15 protein-coding genes and 4 pseudogenes are annotated in these 18069 nt (G+C 61.0%); 7 read left to right on the top strand and 12 right to left on the bottom strand.

The annotated features are described in order from the left end of the window. A pseudogene (locus NKJ88_RS31775) lies at positions 1-277 on the top strand (IS5/IS1182 family transposase); the annotation flags it as partial. A 114-nt stretch (positions 278-391) separates the two neighbouring features. On the opposite strand, the gene NKJ88_RS31770 reads toward NKJ88_RS31775, so the two are convergent. Continuing rightward, positions 392-823 (bottom strand): plasmid maintenance toxin (PemK-like), encoded by a 432-nt coding sequence (locus tag NKJ88_RS31770; protein WP_352446844.1) that lies wholly within the window; start codon positions 821-823, stop codon positions 392-394. Then, positions 810-1103, bottom strand: coding sequence for a type II toxin-antitoxin system Phd/YefM family antitoxin (locus tag NKJ88_RS31765; protein WP_352446843.1), 294 nt, complete (start codon positions 1101-1103; stop codon positions 810-812). The genes NKJ88_RS31770 and NKJ88_RS31765 overlap by 14 nt, the downstream gene beginning before the upstream one ends. A gap of 94 nt (positions 1104-1197) precedes the next feature. On the opposite strand from NKJ88_RS31765, the gene NKJ88_RS31760 reads away from it, so the two are divergent. Together NKJ88_RS31760 and NKJ88_RS31755 are read left to right on the top strand one after the other, a co-directional pair. Beyond that, on the top strand, positions 1198-2352 hold the full coding sequence (locus NKJ88_RS31760; protein ID WP_352446842.1) for a site-specific integrase: 1155 nt from the start codon (positions 1198-1200) through the stop codon (positions 2350-2352). A gap of 344 nt (positions 2353-2696) precedes the next feature. Beyond that, positions 2697-3053, top strand: a complete 357-nt coding sequence (locus NKJ88_RS31755) for a hypothetical protein (protein WP_352446841.1) — start codon at positions 2697-2699, stop codon at positions 3051-3053. A 49-nt stretch (positions 3054-3102) separates the two neighbouring features. On the opposite strand, the pseudogene repC reads toward NKJ88_RS31755, so the two are convergent. From repC to NKJ88_RS31720, 7 genes and pseudogenes are all read right to left on the bottom strand, one after another. Next, positions 3103-3246: pseudogene (repC, locus tag NKJ88_RS31750) on the bottom strand (replication initiation protein RepC); the annotation flags it as partial. A gap of 648 nt (positions 3247-3894) precedes the next feature. Beyond that, positions 3895-4899 (bottom strand): serine/threonine-protein kinase, encoded by a 1005-nt coding sequence (locus tag NKJ88_RS31745; protein ID WP_352446840.1) that lies wholly within the window; start codon positions 4897-4899, stop codon positions 3895-3897. Positions 4900-4930: 31 nt separating this feature from the next. Continuing rightward, complete coding sequence (locus NKJ88_RS31740; protein ID WP_352446839.1) at positions 4931-5329, bottom strand: hypothetical protein; 399 nt, start codon at positions 5327-5329, stop codon at positions 4931-4933. A 102-nt stretch (positions 5330-5431) separates the two neighbouring features. After that, on the bottom strand, positions 5432-6487 hold the full coding sequence (gene darG / locus NKJ88_RS31735; protein WP_352446838.1) for a type II toxin-antitoxin system antitoxin DNA ADP-ribosyl glycohydrolase DarG: 1056 nt from the start codon (positions 6485-6487) through the stop codon (positions 5432-5434). Beyond that, positions 6487-6810 (bottom strand): DarT ssDNA thymidine ADP-ribosyltransferase family protein, encoded by a 324-nt coding sequence (locus tag NKJ88_RS31730; protein WP_352446837.1) that lies wholly within the window; start codon positions 6808-6810, stop codon positions 6487-6489. The genes darG and NKJ88_RS31730 overlap by 1 nt, the downstream gene beginning before the upstream one ends. Before the next feature lie 13 nt (positions 6811-6823). Continuing rightward, complete coding sequence (locus NKJ88_RS31725) at positions 6824-6982, bottom strand: hypothetical protein (RefSeq protein WP_352446836.1); 159 nt, start codon at positions 6980-6982, stop codon at positions 6824-6826. A gap of 478 nt (positions 6983-7460) precedes the next feature. After that, positions 7461-7631, bottom strand: coding sequence for a hypothetical protein (locus tag NKJ88_RS31720; RefSeq protein ID WP_352446835.1), 171 nt, complete (start codon positions 7629-7631; stop codon positions 7461-7463). A 389-nt stretch (positions 7632-8020) separates the two neighbouring features. On the opposite strand from NKJ88_RS31720, the pseudogene NKJ88_RS31715 reads away from it, so the two are divergent. From NKJ88_RS31715 to NKJ88_RS31705, 3 genes and pseudogenes are all read left to right on the top strand, one after another. Then, positions 8021-8780, top strand: a pseudogene (locus NKJ88_RS31715) (IS5 family transposase). Between the two features lie 433 nt (positions 8781-9213). Then, positions 9214-9426: a hypothetical protein gene (locus tag NKJ88_RS31710; protein ID WP_352446834.1), complete on the top strand. Its 213-nt coding sequence runs from the start codon at positions 9214-9216 to the stop codon at positions 9424-9426. A 332-nt stretch (positions 9427-9758) separates the two neighbouring features. Continuing rightward, positions 9759-10892 carry a hypothetical protein gene (locus NKJ88_RS31705; RefSeq protein WP_352446833.1) on the top strand — a complete coding sequence of 378 codons (1134 nt, stop codon included), beginning with the start codon at positions 9759-9761 and terminating at the stop codon, positions 10890-10892. A gap of 175 nt (positions 10893-11067) precedes the next feature. Here NKJ88_RS31705 and NKJ88_RS31700 read toward each other — a convergent pair whose 3' ends face one another. Both NKJ88_RS31700 and NKJ88_RS31695 read right to left on the bottom strand, forming a co-directional pair. Further along, the gene (locus NKJ88_RS31700; protein WP_352446832.1) at positions 11068-11436 is read right to left on the bottom strand and encodes a hypothetical protein; all 369 of its coding nucleotides are present in this window, start codon (positions 11434-11436) and stop codon (positions 11068-11070) included. Between the two features lie 388 nt (positions 11437-11824). Continuing rightward, on the bottom strand, positions 11825-11950 hold the full coding sequence (locus NKJ88_RS31695; protein ID WP_352446831.1) for a hypothetical protein: 126 nt from the start codon (positions 11948-11950) through the stop codon (positions 11825-11827). Positions 11951-12857: 907 nt separating this feature from the next. Here NKJ88_RS31695 and NKJ88_RS31690 point away from each other — a divergent pair. Continuing rightward, positions 12858-13203, top strand: a pseudogene (locus NKJ88_RS31690) (aldehyde dehydrogenase family protein); the annotation flags it as partial. A 19-nt stretch (positions 13204-13222) separates the two neighbouring features. On the opposite strand, the gene NKJ88_RS31685 reads toward NKJ88_RS31690, so the two are convergent. Beyond that, positions 13223-17311, bottom strand: coding sequence for a hypothetical protein (locus NKJ88_RS31685; protein ID WP_352446830.1), 4089 nt, complete (start codon positions 17309-17311; stop codon positions 13223-13225). Positions 17312-18069 lie beyond the last annotated feature (758 nt).

The raw sequence follows: 18069 nt of genomic DNA, 5'->3' as shown, positions 1-18069 counted from the left end.
TCGAACCATTCGACGATAGACCTGCCGGCCAAAGGGACCAGCATATCGCCGCAATCGGCAGAGACGGCCGGATGAAATGGCAGGTGCCAACGGTTATGGCAAACGCTCGCTGGTCGAGACCGCCATAGGGCGATACAAGTCCACCATCGGGCGGCGTTTGCGGGCACGGTCGCTTCCAGTTCAGCAGACCGAAGTCGCCATCGGCTGCGCCGTCCTCAACCGCATGCTTGCCTGCGCACGCCCGAAATCCGCCCGCCGCAAGGCGGCCACGGCATAGTCTGCCGCTTCAAAGATCGACATCCGCTCAAGTCCGGACCCATGCACCAACGCCGCCTTGATGGAGACTGCCCCTGCCCTGATGCCTCTCGGCATGCCGCAGCGCCAGCCAACGTCACGCTGTGCGCGACGTGCTCGTGTGCGCCTGGCCTGTGGCGATGGCGACGAACCGGCGCTTGACCGCGGCAAACAACGCCGGCGGCAGCGGCCCATAGTAACCGCTCTCCGTGTCCAGCGGCCGGACGTCGGGGCCCGGCCAGACGAACCGGTTGCTCTCCGTCAAAACGATCCACGACCGCGCACCGTCAAGCCGCAAGCGCAGCTTGACCGCAGCCGGGATCTCGATGGCATCATCGGGATCGGACGGCGGCGTATGGGTGATCGGCAGGACCCGGACGACCGGCGAGCCGTCCTCGTGCATAGCAACAAGCGCCAGCACCAGGCAGGGCCGGTCCTTGTCGCCTTCCTCGCGGCCCTCGCGGTGTTGCCAATGCCAGAGATAAGAATAACGGAAGACCTGGCCGACCTTGATTTCAGCCGGCAGCATTTTTTGCCGTCAGGCCTTTTGCCCCAGAGAGCTCGTCGTTGAGATGGTCAAGACCCGGCGCCATTTCAGAGGCTTCGACCGCAGCGATTTCGTCCGCGCTGAGCTCCGCTGTCAGCTCGACCCGCCGGTCGCGCTTCGACAGCCGGACAAAATCCTCGTAGGCCAGCAGTACGGTGCGCGGACGGCCGTTTTTGGTGATGATGACCGGATCGCGGACCGCGGCATCCTGATAGGCGCCGAAGTTTTTCGAGACGGCGGCGGCGGTGACGGTGGTGGTCATCGGCGAGACTCCTTTATTACGGAATATACGGGCTTCACGGGCTTTCCGCAAGGCGCGCGGTAACCAGATAGAACCAAGCCAATGACAGGACAGCTTGCCAACACCAAGACTGCTGAAATCGTCGCGAGCCGAAGCCCTCGACGCGCTCGATTCCGTGCTGCCCTTCGACCGTCGCGATTTTCTGGGAGATATCCTAACCGACGAGGACGTCGCAACCCTGCGCCACCTGGCCAGGGAAGGCACTGGCGCAAATTCTCTGCGGGCGCTAGCTTCCGACCTCGGCTATCTCGAGGCGTGGTCGCTCGCCGCGACCGGATTTTCGCTGCCCTGGCCGGCGCCGGAGGCACTGCTGATCAAATTCGTCGCGCACCATTTGTGGGACTTCGCGAAACGCGAGGCGGATCCGGCGCACGGCATGCGGGCCGACGTCGCGGCGACCCTGAAATCCCAAGGGCTTTTGCGCAGCGACCGACCGCACGCCCCCGCCACCGTGCGCCGTCGCCTGTCGAGCTGGTCCACCTTGACCAAATGGCGCGGACTTGTCGGAAAATTCAATGCGCCTGGGCTGCAGAGCGCGATCAAATTGGCGGTGCGCGCCAGCGCACGCCTCTGCGGCCGCAAGAGCAAAAAGGCAGTGACCGCCGATATTCTGGCCGCCCTGCTCAAGGCCTGCGCCGGGGACCGTCTCGTCGACCTGTGCGACCGCGCCCTTCTCATCACCGCGTTCGCCTCCGGCGGCCGCCGGCGCAGCGAGATTGCTTCGCTCAGGATCGAGCAGATCATCGAAGTAGACCCGGTGCCGACCGATCCCAAGAACCCCGACGGCGAAAAACTGCCCTGTGTGTCCATCCGGCTCGGCCGGACAAAAACGACACAGGCCGACAGCGACGCTTTCGTGCTGCTCGTCGGCCGTCCGGTGCTGGCCTTGAAAGACTGGCTCGCGCGCGCCGGGATTAGCGAAGGTGCCGTGTTCCGCGGCATCGATCGATGGGGCAACCTAGAAAAACGCGCCCTGACGCCGCAGGCCGTCAATCTGATCCTGAAGCGCCGCGTCGCCGAGGCCGGATTCGACCCGGCGGCGTTTTCCGCCCATGGCCTGCGCTCCGGCTACCTCACCGAAACGGCCCGCTGCGGCATTCCGCTGCCCGAAGCCATGCAGCAGTCGCAACACCGCTCGGTGCAACAGGCGTCCAACTACTACAATGACGCCGAACGGACGCTCGGGAGGGCTGCGAGGATCATCGCATAACTCCACGGTGCCAGCCGTTGCTGAGAAGTCTATTGGCTCCCGGGAGTTGCTCTCGACCAGGGAACCGCAACCCAGCGCCCTCTCTACACGGGCGAGCAGCGGATCGGTTTCGAGCAGCAGTTTGAGATCGAAATCCCTGGCAAGTACTTCTTCGAGATCGCCGCGAGTTGGCTTAACGTATGGAATGGTCTTCGTATCCTCGTCCATGCGTCCGAACTTGAAGAGCCTGGTCGTCAAATACGATAGCTCGGCGATGTCCACGATCATGGTGTCGAGCAGGTTGTGCGGCCGCTGCCTGCCCGGAGACTGCACTCGGGATTCGAATGTCTGTGCGTTGATAGCTGTTGCATGCTCTTGAAGGAACCTTCATCGACCACGGCCGCGGCATCCATGATGATCTTCAGAGCTTCCGTCGGCGGCCTTGGTCTCTCGTCAGGCGTTTTCCGCTTCCAAGCATCGTAGCAGCCAACCAGGTACGAATTCATCTCCGTCAGCGCATGCGGGATCTGGATCAAGGTAGCCTTGATCTGTTGCCGCCGTTCTTCCTGAAACTGACGGCGCTGATCTCTGATTTGGACGACGAGCAGACCACCACCCACGACGGCAGCAACTACAGCCAAGAGGCCATTAATCAGGGTTTGCCAATCGTACAGAACAAGCAACCAGCTATCATATTTCGGTTCGGCATCGAGACACTTTGACAGGAATACCTTGCCGTATTGCTACTGCAGATCAGCTCCTCGAACTTCGTCATCCCGCCATCCTTACCGCCGCCCCATTCGCCTTCAATGCAGCCATCAGCATCGGGCCGACCGAAAACTCCCCTTCCCTCGCCTTCTCCGTCAACGCCCGCAGGTACCCGCCAGCCGAGTTGATGTGCTGCGCTCTCTGCAGCTACCGGTTCGACCTGTCCTCGGCCGCCTTCTTGATTTCGGCGGCCATTTCCAACGCAAACGGCCTGGCGGCCTCGATCAAGCCATCGAAATGATAGCGGTTCGTCATGCTGCCATTGGGCGTGTTGAACGCCGCCGCGGTTGGAATGGCGAGGCGCCAGGGCAGCCGCCCAGTCCCGAGCCACGGGCCTGCCAGCCGACGTTCCCCTTTTGCGAGAAGGCATCCTCAAACATCTTTGCAAGTCGTGGGCCGACGATGGCGAGTTCGGGGGAACTCGGAGGCCTCCACTTTGGTTTCACTGCAAAGCGGACATCCACTGTCACGACCGAGGAGGTCCCGTTCATTCAGGCGTTCGCCGTGAGACAATGGTACAAGTGACCCGGGTCACGAGCTGACGCAGGACTTGTGCCGACCTTCGGGTCGGCGGCTGCCCCGCCCATCCCGATGTACCTGCGCCCGACCTGCCTCACTTCGGCTTCTTGTGAATGGCGCGCAGGTTAATGTAGGCCTTCGCCCCCGAAGCCTTAAAGGCACTGGCCATAGCCTTGCGGACGGCGACTGCATCAGGAGTGGGAGAGGCCCTCGCAGCTGACTTCAAACCCAGATCGGTTCGTTTCCGATACTTCGTAGGGTCGTTCCGGAGCGCCATCACGTGTTGCCGAGCAGGACGGTGATCGCAGCATCCGTCAGCTTGGATTTGCATCCAGCCGTCACACGCTTCGCCTTTCCTCCGTTGATCGCCTTCGTCAACTCAGACTTCCCGTTTTCATCCACCGTAAGCACGTGAAGAACACCGTCCACGTCACGCGTCCATACCTTGGAACTTCCTGCTTGCGAGAACCGCCAGTCCAGGCTTCCTTCCACCGCCGCCAGTTCGTTCGCTACGTCCAGTGCAGACTTGAAGCGGTCGCCCGGCTTCACCTCGAGACATCTGCAGACGATCTTCCGAAGACGCTTGGGGATATGAGCGAGGAATGCTTTCCGTTCCGGGTATGTTCCTTCTTCTATTGAATCCGAAAACGCATCGCCGTCAAGAGTCCCCGCGTCCTCAAACTTGGACATCTGCTCGTCGAGACAGGCTACGCCGTTGCACATCACGTACAGCGTCATGCCGAACTGGTAGATATCGAACGACCTGTCGTAAGTGTCTCCGGAGATCGCCTCCGGCGGCGTTATCGGGGTGTAGATGCCGTCGGGAGAGGCTTCTCCCGCCTCGTCCTGCGCCATTGCAAGGCCGAAGTCGGAAATGAGGGCCTCTTGCCGATCGGAAATCAGCACGTTGTCGACCTTTAGATCGAAGTGGATGAGCCCCTTCGAGTGGATATTGTGCAGGCCAGCCGCGATCTGGCAGCCGAAGTTCACGATTTCTCGCACCGTGAGGGGACCGTTTTTCTGGATGTAGGACTTGAGGGAGCCGTTGGAATACAAGGGCATCGCGACGAAGACGTGATCGTCGGTTTCGCAGGCATAGTGCAGCTGCACCACGTGGGGATGGGCGCTGGCGTAGAGCCGTCTGGATTCCTCGAAGTAGGTCTCCCTGTGCTCGATGTCTTCTTTCTTGATCCGCTTGATGACGATGTCGGCGCCCAACTGGTTATCGTGGGCGATGAAAGTGTTGGAGTTCTTCCCTTCGGCTCCGATCTCGTCCTTCATCTCGAAAGACAGCTGCGCGTACTCGAGAGGCTTAAACACGGCTGGCCACCATGGCGGCCAGCAAGGCCTCCCTTTGCTTCACGGAGAAATCCTCCCACCCTATGACGTGGAAATGATTCTTCCCGTCGATGATCGGCTTGAGATCTGCACCCGAGAGCTCCAGACGTGCCGCCAGGGCGGGAATCGCTCCTGCGAAATAACCTTTCAGATCACTGCTCGCGAACGCCTCCTGGATCACGCCTTCGAGATGCAGGCGCTCGATGCTCATCGATTTGGCGTTGTTCTCGGCAAGCCGGATGCAGGCGCGGGTCACTGAATATTCGCGCAGGATATCGAGGAAGTTGCTACGCACGTATTTCAGGGCGACCGGCTTGGCCATCGCCGTTGGGATGACGATCTGATCGACATCGACGACGCTCTCGTTGTCCACGACGGCGTAGGTGACCTCAGATGGAGAGACGCGAAGTCCTATCGAAATCAAATCTGCAGCCTCCGGAAGTTCGACAGCGAGTGTCGCCAGGCGGGTTCAGGCTCAGGCGTGAATCAATCGATCGTCGAATAGGCGTTCGAAAGCGCCGCCAACCGATTTCGCGTCGAACTTCAGTTTTTTGCGCTCGCCCCACTGGCCCAACGCATTTGCGATGCCATCGAGCGATCGCAGAGCCTCGCGGGTGGAGACGAAGTGTACAGAGGACAGGAGCTCCAGGCCATACGGACTCTCGTAACCGTCAATGAGATGGCTGACCCTGTCGATCACGTCCAATGCGCGATCCCGGTCAGCTTCCTGCAGGAAGCTTTCAGCCAGCTGCACACCTGACTTGGTGACGGCCGTCTCGCGATCGGTCGAAGTGAAACCCTGGATCAGCCCTTGGCGCTCCATGGCCTTGAAGGCGTCACGGAGCTCTTCCGAATATGGACCGAACTCGTTCCGTTGGAAGTTCAGACCGAAGCGAACCCCGAACTCCTGAAGGAAGTACGTGATCTTCTGCATGGTGATACGGGTAAGTCGTCCGTCGAAGTAAACGGAGAAATCGTTGAGCGCCTTGATGAGGACGGCCCGTTCGAAGGTCATTCTCGGTGAGCCGGAGGCTTCACCGGCACGGACTTCGGAGGCGCCCTCTTCGGCGTTCGATGGTACGAAGATCACGAAATCCACATTCCTTATCGCGGACAGTCTGTCCGTCAATAGCGCTTTCACCACAGTCCAATCCAGTCCGCCGTTCCCACATCCTAGCGGTGGCATGACAACCGTCTTGATCCTAAGCTGCTCGATCTGGGCGACGAAGTCGACCAGACCGTCCTCGATGTACTCCAGCTTCGACTTCGCCCGCCAGTGATCCTTGGTCGGGAAATTGATCAGGAAGCGGCGGCCGCCGGAGAGCATGTCACCTTCTTGATGCACATACACCTTGCCGGGGCGGAGCTGGTGGCGATCACACAGCCTCTTGTACGCCTTGAAGTTGTCAGGCCAGCGTCGCTTGAACTCCAGCGCGACGCCTTTGCCCATGACACCGACGCAGTTGACCGTATTCACGATCGCTTCCGCGCGCTCTTCAAACATGTCTCCGGTCTTAAAGGTCACCGACATCAGTGGTAGCACCCTGGTTTCGAATAGACCTTCAGGTCCACTCCGGTGTCTTTCATCATGCGACGGACTTCGCTTCTTATCAAATCACCCTTTGCCACAATGCAGTCGAACATGGTCAAGGGGATTGTACCCTTAACGAGGAACTCCGCCATCCGTTTCTGCTTGCGGTTCTGATACCGCTCCGGCGTGTCTTTATTGTGGAACCATTTCGTTACTCCCGGGTATCCGATCTCGCTGATCGCCGCGGCGGTCGCGCCGTCGTCGAACAGATCCCAGGCCACATGCGTTTCCAGGGCATCCAGATCGTTCGAGAACTGCGGCATCGGTGCGCGTGAATTACAGGCGATGTCGCTGAACCAATATGTAAAGCTCGGAGCCCCGGAAATTCTCGACATTGGCGACGAAGAAGACGCGATTGTCCATGGTCGCGTTACCCTTCTGGACACCTGCGGGCGTCACGAATGGCACGTTGCCCTGATGAATCGTGAATGACATCGCGGTCATCGGCGAGAAGTAGAAGGCGACGTGGTCCTTTGATCACGTCACCTGACGGAACGCAGAGTCCTCCATCGCCCCGACGGCTCACGATCTGCGAGTACGACGTCTGATGGCAGGATTGCGCCTGGTTCGAGTTTTTCGCCCTGATCTCGCCGTTCTGAAAGAACAACGCGCAATCCTCGTAGTAGACCATCCGGAAGATGTATCGATTAGGCAATACGCGTGTCCAGTTGATGTGGCAGCCGTGTCTTCGTTCGACGGCGGCCGTCCCCAGTCCCTACATCGAGCGTTGCCCGATGCCCCTCGCAAAACTGATATCCGGTGTATCCGTCAGTGCAAGGGAAAAACTGCGATTTCGACATCAAAAACTGAGGGGACCATCGTCAGCCCAGCAGCTGGTCACGCGGACGGGTCATCGAACGTGACGCCGCAGGGAGTAGCCCTGACGGACATGCACCCAGCCCGAAGGCAGGACTTAGAGCGTGCGTTCGATCTCCTGCATCAGAGGGGCGACGACCGCATCGATCTCACGGTTCACGGTGTGGGTGAGCGCGACCTGTTCGGTGGTCGACGCAGTGCAGGTAAGGGCATCGATCGTAAAGGAGCCGACGCTGGGGAATCGGCGACGATCGTCGCCCATCCACATTTAGGGGTGACCGGCAGGCGGGAAGGCCACTGATCCGGCCTACTTGGAGGACGTTCATGCGCCTTCTTCGTGTCCGCGCAACCAAGCCCGGCCCGACCAGAGCGCCCGTCAATGTGAGCTCCCTGATCGGACAAGGCCCATGAGCGGCGAAGCTCCACGGCCAAGCGCCGCGCAGTGTTGCGCGACGCGTAACGATCGCAGGGGCTGCCGCCGCCCCCGGCTTAGGGGCACTGCATCCTTCACAATCGTTGTCGAAAAAAATCCGCGCCGGACCGCCGCTTACTCCGCCACGCCTAAATGCTTGAGAGGAACGGGGAGCTAGGGTCAGGACCTACTAATTTGTTGAATTGATATCTGTTGGGTGATTCAAGGTGGCAGGAGGTGCCGCCTTGAGTGATTTGCTGATGTTGACCCCGGAGCAGATGCGCCGGATCCAGCCCTATTCTCCTTTGTCGCATGGTGTGCCGCGTGTAGATGACCGCCGGGTGCTGAGCGGCATCCTGTTCGTGGCAATGGCCTTCGCTGGCGAGATGTCCCTTCTGAGTACGGTCCGCACAAGACCATCTACAACCGCTTCATCCGCTGGAGTCGGCTGGGCGTGTTCAACCGCATCCTCGCGGAACTGGCCGCGCAGGCCGGCGAAACGGACAATCTGACGATCGATGCCACGCATCTCAAAGCGCATCGCACTGCCGCCAGCCTCCTTAAAAAGGGGCTCTATCCCGATGTATCGGACGCAGCCGAGGTGGACTGACCACCAAGCTGCAAGTGGTCTGTGACGGCAAGGGACGCCCGCGGCTGCTGCATCTGAGCGAAGGGCAGGCCAATGATCACAAGACTGCTGCGGCAGTGATCGAGGATTTGCCCGCCGCCAACGCCCTGCTGGCCGATCGGGCCTACAGTTCAGCGGCCTTCCGCCAAGCGCTCGTCGAGCGCGGTATCACGCCATGCATCCCACCCCATGCCAAGCATCGTGTTCAGCACAGCTACGATCCTGTCCTATACCGACAACGCCACAGGATCGAGAACATGTTCGCACGCCTCAAAGACTGGCGACGCATACACACCAGGTACGACCGATGTGCTCACACCTTCCTGTCGGCGATCGCCTTCGCTGCAGCCTTCATCTTCTGGATCAATGAGTCCTGACCCTAGCTGCGACCCTGCATCAGCTCGGCGACACACCGCGCTGCCTCGCGCTTTTTGAGCTGCGAGAGACTTGCGTCCGATGGCGAGGATGTCGAGTGGCGTATCCCCTTCCTGCAATCCTATACCGTGTTCAATACCAGCGATCGATGGGCTGCCCGCGCAGTATCACCTGCCGCAAGCCAGGGCTTGGGGGAGAGGGACAAGGCCCCTGGCCTCCCCCATCTTGTCGATCGCGCGTGAGGGGCGTAGAGTGAGCGTCATCGGGGTCGGGCCCTCAACGTTTCAGGCCCAAGAACCGCCCGCCAAAAGCGGGGAGCCGAACCGCGCGATATAACGCGCGGCCGCCGACCAACCCAGCGAACGCCGGGGAGGTTGTTGGCCGGCTCCCGACATCCGTCCCTTCTATTTTCCTGAGCCGTGACAGGAGACCCTGATGGGCAAGATCCTCTATTTTCCTCGCCGCACGTCCCGCGCGCCTGCGCGGCAAATGCTGCATCACATCCGGCTGCGTGTCATCGATGAGCGGGATCCCGCCTACACCCGCTGGAAGACCCAGTACCATGTGCAGAACGCCCGTGGATTTCCGGCGCTGAAAGGTTTCACTGACAGGAACGCACGGCGCCACCGCTGGCACAGCTTCGAGTGAAACCTTCGAACCTGCCCGGCTTCACGCGCGGGATGCAGTCGATGGTCGATCGCGGATTGGTGGAACTGCGCATCAACGGCAAGGCACTTCTCAAGCGCTTGCGCCGCCGCGCCTGATATACACCTAGAAGGCCGGGCTCTGCCCGGCCTTCTCGCGTCAAGGATGGAAGCCGGCTGGCCGGGACCGCTTGCCGGGCCTGGTTCACGACAGTCTGGCCCGCCGATAGGCGGGACGCCGTGGAACATGCGGCCACCCGGAACGAAGCAGCAACTTTGTACTTCCTGCAGCACGCTTGGAACCTATAGCCAGCAAACCAGCACCGAGGCAGCCGCGTGGCCAAAGACCCATCCGATCCGTACGGCGGTATCACCTCCCGGCTATTCGAGCAGGACGAGATCCTGAACCGCCTCACCGATCCTTATCCGTCCGCCATTGCGCAGGCGGCCGCGGGCATTACGAGTTATCAGCGCGATTCTGTCCTCGCTGCGAGCTACGGATCGGAGCTCGGTGCTGCCGCGCGGCTCGCGCAGGATGCGACCCTTGGGATGCGCGCCCAGGATATGCTGGCGCCCCGCGACGTCTTCAGTGTCGCACATTCGGCGCTTTACGGAGCCGATATCGGCTCCGCCGCCCGCAGTTCGCGCGAGGCGGTGCTAGGTACGGGTCCGCGTGACCTGCTAGCGGTGGGCGGGGCCTACGCCTCTTCGCGAACCGCGCTCGCGCATATCGCGGATCTCGGCCTTCCCAGCAGCGTGGCGGCGCTCGATCTTGGAACGACGGCACGCGACCTGGCGTTGCGCGAGGCAAGGGGCGGCGTATACGACGTCGCGCTGCCATCACATTCATTGCTCGCCGATCGCTTCCTTCGGCCTGAGCTCGAGATGCTGTCCAGGATCGGCCGCACGCTTCAGGACGACATCAAAGAGATCTACGGCCTGAACGGGCCGGATCTGCTCGCAAGCCTCCACTCCATCCAGCAGCCCTGGCTGGATGCGCTCGATACAGCGAACTCGATGATGGGGTTCGCCAGACTGCAGGGCATCGGTCATCTCATCGACCACTCGCCGACCTTCAATACGTCTGTTGCCTCCATCCTGCGCTCCGATTTCGGCGATTGGCGCGATCCGATCACCTGGCCGAGCGCGCTCGGCAGCGATGTCAGCCTTCGTGCCGGCCTTTATCTCGAGCGCGGGTTCAACCGGGCATCACCGAGTTCCCGATCGAGGCGTTCGATGAGGCGCTCGAGGCGGCAGGGCTTCAGGACGATCGGCCGGGGCTGGTTATCGCGTACGGCGATCCGGTGCCGGTCTCAGCCGATCCCGAGACTGAGACGGCGTTCGCGCGCAACAAGTCAGGTCCATGACTGGTTGCAGCGCTTCGAATCCCAGATCCGCCGATTTATCGATGAGGCGATGACGCTTCTCTATGGCAGCGACTGGCCGCGCCACCGCCTGCGGCGTGTATGACAAGTGGCTGGATAAGAAGCGCCGCGACAGCACGGGGCGCGATTGGCCGCTGATCTGCCGCAACGATAATTCGCGCGGGGTCTTCCCTCTGCATTTCGCCCGCCCCGAGCTGGTGCGCGAGTCGCTGCAGCGCTTGTACCCCACCCGCCTTGCGACGATGCACGCGCCGCCCCTGCTACCGGAAGACGAGCTCTTCACTTATGCGGAGATCAAGCGCCTTGTCGGCTGCTTCATCTTGAAGGCACGGCGTAAGCTTCCGTTCGATCAGTGTCGCATAGCCTGCCGCTTCAAAGATCGACATCCGCTCAAGTCCGGACCCATGCACCAACGCCGGCCAGATCGCTTCGATATGGACGCAGACAGGGTGCAAGATATTCGCGCCAGAGACGGCAAGCTGGAGCGTATGCTCCGCATTGCGAAGAAAAACATGCTGGCGCTTGTCGGGCGCCAGCAGGACCGTCGCATGACAAGGCAATGCCGAGAGCTCGAACAGCGCTGTCGCCGACAATCCAGACAATGGTTCTGCTGCAATGATCGGCAGCACATGGACGCACCAGAGCGGACACCAGAATACAAGGGAATTGCGCCGATGAGACTCGGCGAAACAGGACATCCCAGCGCGACAGGTCGCCGACCGACACGATCACGTCGAGAAACGGTTGGTGAGACCAGGTCTTGGCCTCCTGGCTTGCCGTGATCACATCATGCTGGAATGCTGGATTGCGGCCTAAGAAGGTTCCCAGGCCCACTCGGGCGGCGTCAGACCGGCGGTGAGCGTCAATCAAAAAAATGCCATGACTGCCGCTCCCCTCCCCGCCCGGAAAACGTTGAAGCATCATGGGACCTGGCGTGGGTGGCGCCGTTTTGTCGAATCGGATGCGATTGACGGTGTCGAGACAGTCAGCAAACTGGCCGTCGACGCCCAGCAACAATCAGTACGGTGTGAGCGGGTCAACAGATTCGTCTCCATAGCTGTTGTCGGTTCCGGCGGCCAGCGCCAGACGTCCACGTGAAGGGCAGTAAAAACGGGCGATGGATTGTAGAATGAGCGCGGTCATCGAAGGCCTCCTCGGGAAACTTTCCACGCCATTGGAGGCCAACCTTGAGGTTTTAGCAGCCTGTGCAGTTGTACAGGTCAAGCCACTGCGGAAAGCGAAGCAGGATTGGCAGCTGTGTCGAGGAATCTCGCAGAGTCCGGCGACAGCGATCGATTGCCCTTCTGAAGGAATATCGTCGTCTCTAATACCAAAGTTGTGACTGGACAGCTGGACGTTGCGCAGGGCGAATTGCAGTCGTTACCAACCTTGACCTCGCCTGGATTGTATAAGTGACAGGTGTCCGCTTCCTGACATGAACAGCAAGCTAGTCGCCTAAGTCGATGAGGCCGCGCAGTTCAGGCCGCTCTCGCCCCCCGATACGGTTGCCCGAACACTTGATGCCCTGCCTGCCATACCCGCATTCGATCGCGCTCTCGCATGGCGTCCTGCATGGGGACAACGTCCGGGGTTAGGTTCGGTGGCCAGCTATCCTGATCGACCTTCGGTCGGCCTAGGCCCGCTTGTACAGACCCCGCCCAGCTCGAAGTGTCACTCGTCCTTCATGCTTTGGCGCCCGAGAACGACTGGCAGGAGGCGGCCGGGTCACTCTACGCACCTGATGCATTGTGTACGGTTCCAGCCCCCAGAGCGCCGAGCAGCCCGCTAGGCGAATTGTGGGATGCTATTCGGCAAATCCCTGGTACCGGCCTTCGGTACGAGAAAACCACCGGTAATTATGCGAGCGCGATCGCCGTTGCCCATTTGCGTAAGGCATCACATCATCTCGATGCCGGTGAATAGAAATCCCGACGTCCTTATCTTGTCTGGCTGGCCGCTGGCATCGCTGACCAATTGACGACCAAGTTGACGGCGGCTTAAAGCCACGCCTTTCCGGCGGAATTTGCGTTACACAAATCCTTGCACACCAGCGAGCATTCACGATGAGTTCGTCGAGAAGTTCGTGGAGAAAGTCCGGCACTTTTCCGTTGGCGACGGTTTCGCTCCGGGAGTGGACATCGGACCGCTCATCGACATGCATGCTTTGGCCAAGATCGAGGCCCACATCGCAGATGCCGTTGCCAAAGGTGGCACAATCCGATGCGGGGCCGGACGTTTTGGCAAGGATGGCACCTTCTTCGAACCCACAGTCCTCACTGAAATCTCGAGCATCATGGCTGTCGGAGACTTTCGGGCCGTTGGCACCGATGATTCGCTTCGAAGATGCGGATCAGGTTGTGCGTGAGGACAACGATACGATCTACGGCCCCGCCGCGTAGTTCTATGCCTCGAACCTTAAGCGTGTCTGGCGGGAGTCGCTAGTGTGAAATGGGTGAAATGGCCAAGTGCCGTTTGCTTCAGTTTTCTGATTGCGGCGCCGGCTTTTCGTGGTTTGCCCGCCGCTGCCAAAACATCCGATTTAGGCATATTCTTAAAGTGGTCAGCGCTCTCCAGCAGGGCCCGCACCGCTTGGGCGGCACCAGCATTGCCAAGGATCTTGACGATATCATCCTTGCTGAGTTTCTGGCCGCCGCTGAACTCCAGCTTCTCCAGCGCGTCCGCCTTAACCAGCAAGGCTGGCACCGCTTTGGCGGCACCAGCGGTGCCCAGGATCTTGACGATATCATCCTTGCTGAGCTTGTGGCCGCAGCTGAACTCCAGCTTGGCCAGCGCCTCTGCGTTTTTCAGCAATGCCGCCACCGCCCGCGCCGCGCCGATTTTGCCTAGGATCTTGAGGATGTCGTCTTTGCTGAGCTTCTGGTCTCCGCTGAACTTCAACTTAGCCAGCGCATCCGCGTTGCCCAGCAGGGCCGAAACCGCCTGCGCCGCTCCGCCATTGCCCATGATCTTGAGGATGTCGTCCTTGCCGAACGTGTCGCCGCCGACCTTGAGTTCCGCCAGCGCCTTCGCGTTTTTCAGCAGGGCCTGCACCGCCTTCGCCGCGCCGGCATTGCCCATGATCTTGAGGATGTCGCCCTTGCCGAACGTGTCGCCGCCGACCTTGAGTTCCGCCAGCGCCTTCGCGTTTTTCAGCAGGGCCTGCACCGCCTTCGCCGCCCCCCCCTTGCCCAAGAACTTGAGGATATCGTCCTTGCCCAACGTGTCATCGCCGAACCTGAGTTGCGCCAGCGCCTTCGCGTTTTTCAGCAGGGCCGGCACCGCCCGCGCCGCTCCGCCATTGCCCATGATCTTGACGATATCACCCTTGCTGAGCTTCTGACCGCAGCTGAAGTTGAGCTTAAACAGCGCATCCGCGTTGCCCAGCAGGGCCGGCACCGCCTTCGCCGCGCCGCCATTGCCCATGATCTTGAGGATGTCGTCCTTGCTGAGCTTCTGGCCACTGACCTCCAACTTTGCTAGGTCCTCCGCTTTGTCCAGCAGGGCCTGCACCGCTTGGGCGGCACCAGTATTGCCAAGAATCTTGACGATATCATCCTTGCTGAGCTTCTGGCCGCCGCTGAACTCCAGTTCCGCCAGCGCCTCCGCGTTTTTAATGAGAGCCGGCACCGCTTGCGCCGCGCCGACTTTGCCCAGGATCTTGACGATATCATCCTTGCTGAGCTTGTGGCCGCAGCTGAACTCCAGCTTGGCCAGCGCCTTCGCGCTTTTCAGCAGGGCCGGCACCGCCCGCGCCGCGCCGATTTTGCCTAGGATCTTGATGATATCATCTTTGTTGAGCTTCTGGTCGCCGCTGAACGTCAACTTAGCCAGCGCATCCGCGTTGCCCAGCAGGGCCGACACCGCCTGCGCCGCGCCGGCATTGCCCATGATCTTGAGGATGTCGCCCTTGCCGAACGTATCGTCGCCGACCTTGAGTTCGGCCAGCGCTCCCGCATTCTCCAGCAGGGCCGGCACCGCCTGCGCCGCGCCGCCATTGCCCATGATCCTGAGGATGTCGCCCTTGCCGAACGTGTCGCCGCCGACCTTGAGTTCCGCCAGCGCCTTCGCGTTTTTCAGCAGGGCCGGCACCGCCTTCGCCGCCCCCTCCTTGCCCAACAACTTGAGGATGTCATGCTTGCCCAACGTGTCATCGCCGAACCTGAGTTGCGCCAGCGCATCCGCGTTGCCCAGCAGGGCCGACACCGCCTGCGCCGCGCCAGCCTGACCCACGATCTTGACGATATCATCCTTGCTGAGCTTCTGGCCGCCGCCGAACTCCAGCTTAGCCAGCTCCTCCGCCTTCTCCAGCAGGGCCGGCAGCGCCCGAGCGGCACCCTTCTTGCCCAAGATTTTGACGATGTCGTCTTTGCTGAGCTTCTGGCCACTGACCTCCAACTTCGCTAGTGCCTCCGCGTTGTCCAGCAGGGCATCCACCGCCTTCGCCGCGCCAACGGTGCCCACTATCTTGAGGATATCGGCCTTGCCGAACTTCCGGCCGCCGAACTCTAGCTTCCCCAGCGCCACCGCGTTGTTCATAAGAGCCGCCACCACCTGCGACCCGCCCTTGTGGCGCAGGTTCAGGATGTCGTCCTTACCGACCTTCTTGCCGCCGAACTCGAGCTTCGCCAGGGCATCCGCGTTGTCCGCAAAGGGTTCCAAGCGTTCGCCAACTGGTTGGCGCTCATTGAACGACACCCAAGAACTCGCCCCCCTGGCTTTACTCGCCGACTCACTAAAGTCTTTCTCGAACTCCATTCCACTCCGGCGTTTCCGTTTCGAGCTTGGCGGCGCCTCCCGATGACTCTCCCGCAAGGCGATTGCCGGTTGCGCCCCATGCCGCGCCAGCAACGCCGTACGATCGGCGACGACGGCTTGAAAATCCAGGGATGCGCTGTCGAGCCATTGGCTGTTGGGCAGTCTGGTCAACGGTGCGTGCGTGGCCAGCACCGAAACACGGCATTCGTATCCGTTCTTCTGCTGAGCCATCTCGCCTGCCCCTCCAAAATTCGCCAGGAGCGGGTCTCCCCGGAACCGCTTGACCCTCTGCCATGCCTGTCCACAATAGTCCTCCGATCTCCCACTCGCTCCCCCGTCGACCGCTGGAAACGCTGGAGTGCTGTCGAGCCCGACAGCGGGCTGACACGAGTGCTGCAGAAGCTTGTGCATCTCCGCCCAAGTCAAATCCTCGTCCATAGCGTCCAACGAGAAGTCCTGCCGCGGATGCGCGTCAATGTGCGGATTTATCCCGCTGGCCACGTCCTCATCCGCTGGCAGAACAAGGCTGACGACGCGAGACGGCGCATCGTGTTCGTCCGGGCTCGCTGGGGGCCGGTCTCCCCCGAACTGTTCGACCATCCGCAATACCTGTATGGAAAAGATCTTCTGCAAGGCGAGCGAAGACTCCGCCATCTCCCATTGGGTCGGCGGCAACGGCTTTCTGTGGATGCCCAGGGCCTCATCGTAGTCCTCCGCTCTCTCACTCGCCTCCTCGTGGGCGGAAAGCGCTGGAGTGCTGCCGCTTATCCCAGCAAGGGGCTGCGCCGAGAGCCGTAGAAACTGCGGTACGCCCAGCCGTGGCATATCCTCGTCCACAGCGTCCGACGAGAGGTCTCGCGGATGCGCGTCGGTTTGCGGGTCTCCCCGGAACTGCTCGACCATCCGCCATGCCTGTTCACAATAGTCCTCCCCCTCGGCGAGCATAGACTTCGCCACCCCAAAAAACGTCTCCGGCAAATGGTCCCTGAGGAGGCCCAGCGCCTGATCGTAGTCCTCCGCTCTTCCACATGCTCCCCCGTCGACGGCGGGAAACCCTGCAGTGCTGTGGCTTGGGCCGGCAAGGGACTGCGGCGAGAGCCCCAGAAGCTGCTGTACCTCCTCCCATCGCAGAGCCTCGCCCCTAGCGTCCAACGAGAGGTCTTGCCGCGGATGCGCGTCGGTTAGCGGATACATCCCGCTGGTCACGTCCTCATCCGTCGGCACAACAAGGCTGCCGGCGCCAGTGGGCGCATCGTGTTCGTCCGGGCTCGCTGGGGGCAGGTCTCCCCTGAACTGCGCGATGATCCGCCATGCCTGTCCGGAAAAGTCCTCCTGCAAAGCGAGCGAAGACTCCGCCATCTGCCATGGCGTCTGCGGCAACGGCTTTCTGTGGATGCCCAGGGCCTGATCGTAGTCCTCCCCTCTCTCACTCGCTCTCAGGTCGACGGCGGGAAACGCAGGAGTGCTGTCGCTTGACCCGGCAAGGGACTGCGGCGAGAGCCCCAAAAGCTGCAGCACCCCCTCCCGTCGCAGAGCCTCCCTAGCGTCCAACGAGAGGTCTTGCCGCGGATGCGCGTCGGTTAGCGGATACATCCCGCTGGCCACGTCCTCATCTGCCGCTGCAAGACTGTCTGGAAGGCTGACCAGTGCGATCGTGCTATCCGGATCCGCGGGCAATGGATGGAGCCCCGTCAGGGCCTGCGGGAAAGCCCGCGTCGCCTGACTGAAGTTACCGTTCTTTGGGATCATGACGCTATTTCCTGTTTATCGGTGTTCCTGTCGGACCTCAAATCGATGGCGAGGGCAGCAGGCAGGGTTGTAGAACAGCGCCGTCAAGCGTCCAAACGTCGTCGTGGGGCGATGTGGGTGTAGGGCGGCGGGATAGGACTCTTGGCGCTTGGGCAGGCGCAGGTAATGCGCTAGAGAGAAGCCATAGGAATGGCAAAACATGTGGTGATGAACCCAGGACCATGCCGGGAGCGTGTTCGGCTCGGGCCAAATACTTCGCCGCCTGCCGGATGAAGAGCTGGGCATTCGGGACGAAACGCAATCATCGCTTATCGCCGGCCTCCGGTAGCGGCTGGTGAGTCATCCGATCCCACTTCGAACCTCGCTGATCGATAGCGTGCATGGCGTCTGACTGGTGGTTCGCCATTGCACGAGCCGCAAAGCCCGCCGCCAAATGACCCTCGCCCTTGCTCGCTTGCTCAGTGTCACACTAGCAGCGACCTCAATTGATCTGTCCATACGAGATATAACATTGCGGTGTATTTGAAGTTCTGAACGCGAGTACGGCTGAAAAGGTATGCCCGGCAGGAGACTGAGCTCGCTGCCGGGCCGGGTACGCCTTGGGAGGTGGCGTAAGTCAGAGACTCTCATGACCTCAGTCGGTGCGTTTTGCTGAATACTGTGCATGTACCGTGCCAAGGCAAAAAGCGTTCAAAAACACCCGAGAGTCAGCTTCCTTTACGTTGCGTACTCGACATTGTCGGCTATCTGACAATACC

The organism is Mesorhizobium sp. M0016 (genome assembly GCF_040324035.1).
Lineage (GTDB): Bacteria > Pseudomonadota > Alphaproteobacteria > Rhizobiales > Rhizobiaceae > Mesorhizobium.
The sequence above is the reverse complement of the archived record's forward strand: the minus strand, read 5'-3'. Positions and strand labels throughout refer to the sequence as shown.

Bases quoted from the DNA above. Each gene is read 5' to 3' on its own strand.
- NKJ88_RS31685 (WP_352446830.1), bottom strand. From the start codon at position 17,311: ATGATCCCAAAGAACGGTAACTTCAGTCAGGCGACGCGGGCTTTCCCG.
- NKJ88_RS31695 (WP_352446831.1), bottom strand. From the start codon at position 11,950: ATGACCGCGCTCATTCTACAATCCATCGCCCGTTTTTACTGCCCTTCA.
- NKJ88_RS31765 (WP_352446843.1), bottom strand. From the start codon at position 1,103: ATGACCACCACCGTCACCGCCGCCGCCGTCTCGAAAAACTTCGGCGCC.
- NKJ88_RS31725 (WP_352446836.1), bottom strand. From the start codon at position 6,982: ATGTCATTCACGATTCATCAGGGCAACGTGCCATTCGTGACGCCCGCA.
- NKJ88_RS31720 (WP_352446835.1), bottom strand. From the start codon at position 7,631: ATGTGGATGGGCGACGATCGTCGCCGATTCCCCAGCGTCGGCTCCTTT.
- NKJ88_RS31745 (WP_352446840.1), bottom strand. From the start codon at position 4,899: ATGAAGGACGAGATCGGAGCCGAAGGGAAGAACTCCAACACTTTCATC.
- NKJ88_RS31710 (WP_352446834.1), top strand. From the start codon at position 9,214: ATGGGCAAGATCCTCTATTTTCCTCGCCGCACGTCCCGCGCGCCTGCG.
- NKJ88_RS31770 (WP_352446844.1), bottom strand. From the start codon at position 823: ATGCTGCCGGCTGAAATCAAGGTCGGCCAGGTCTTCCGTTATTCTTAT.
- darG (WP_352446838.1), bottom strand. From the start codon at position 6,487: ATGTCGGTGACCTTTAAGACCGGAGACATGTTTGAAGAGCGCGCGGAA.
- NKJ88_RS31730 (WP_352446837.1), bottom strand. From the start codon at position 6,810: ATGCCGCAGTTCTCGAACGATCTGGATGCCCTGGAAACGCATGTGGCC.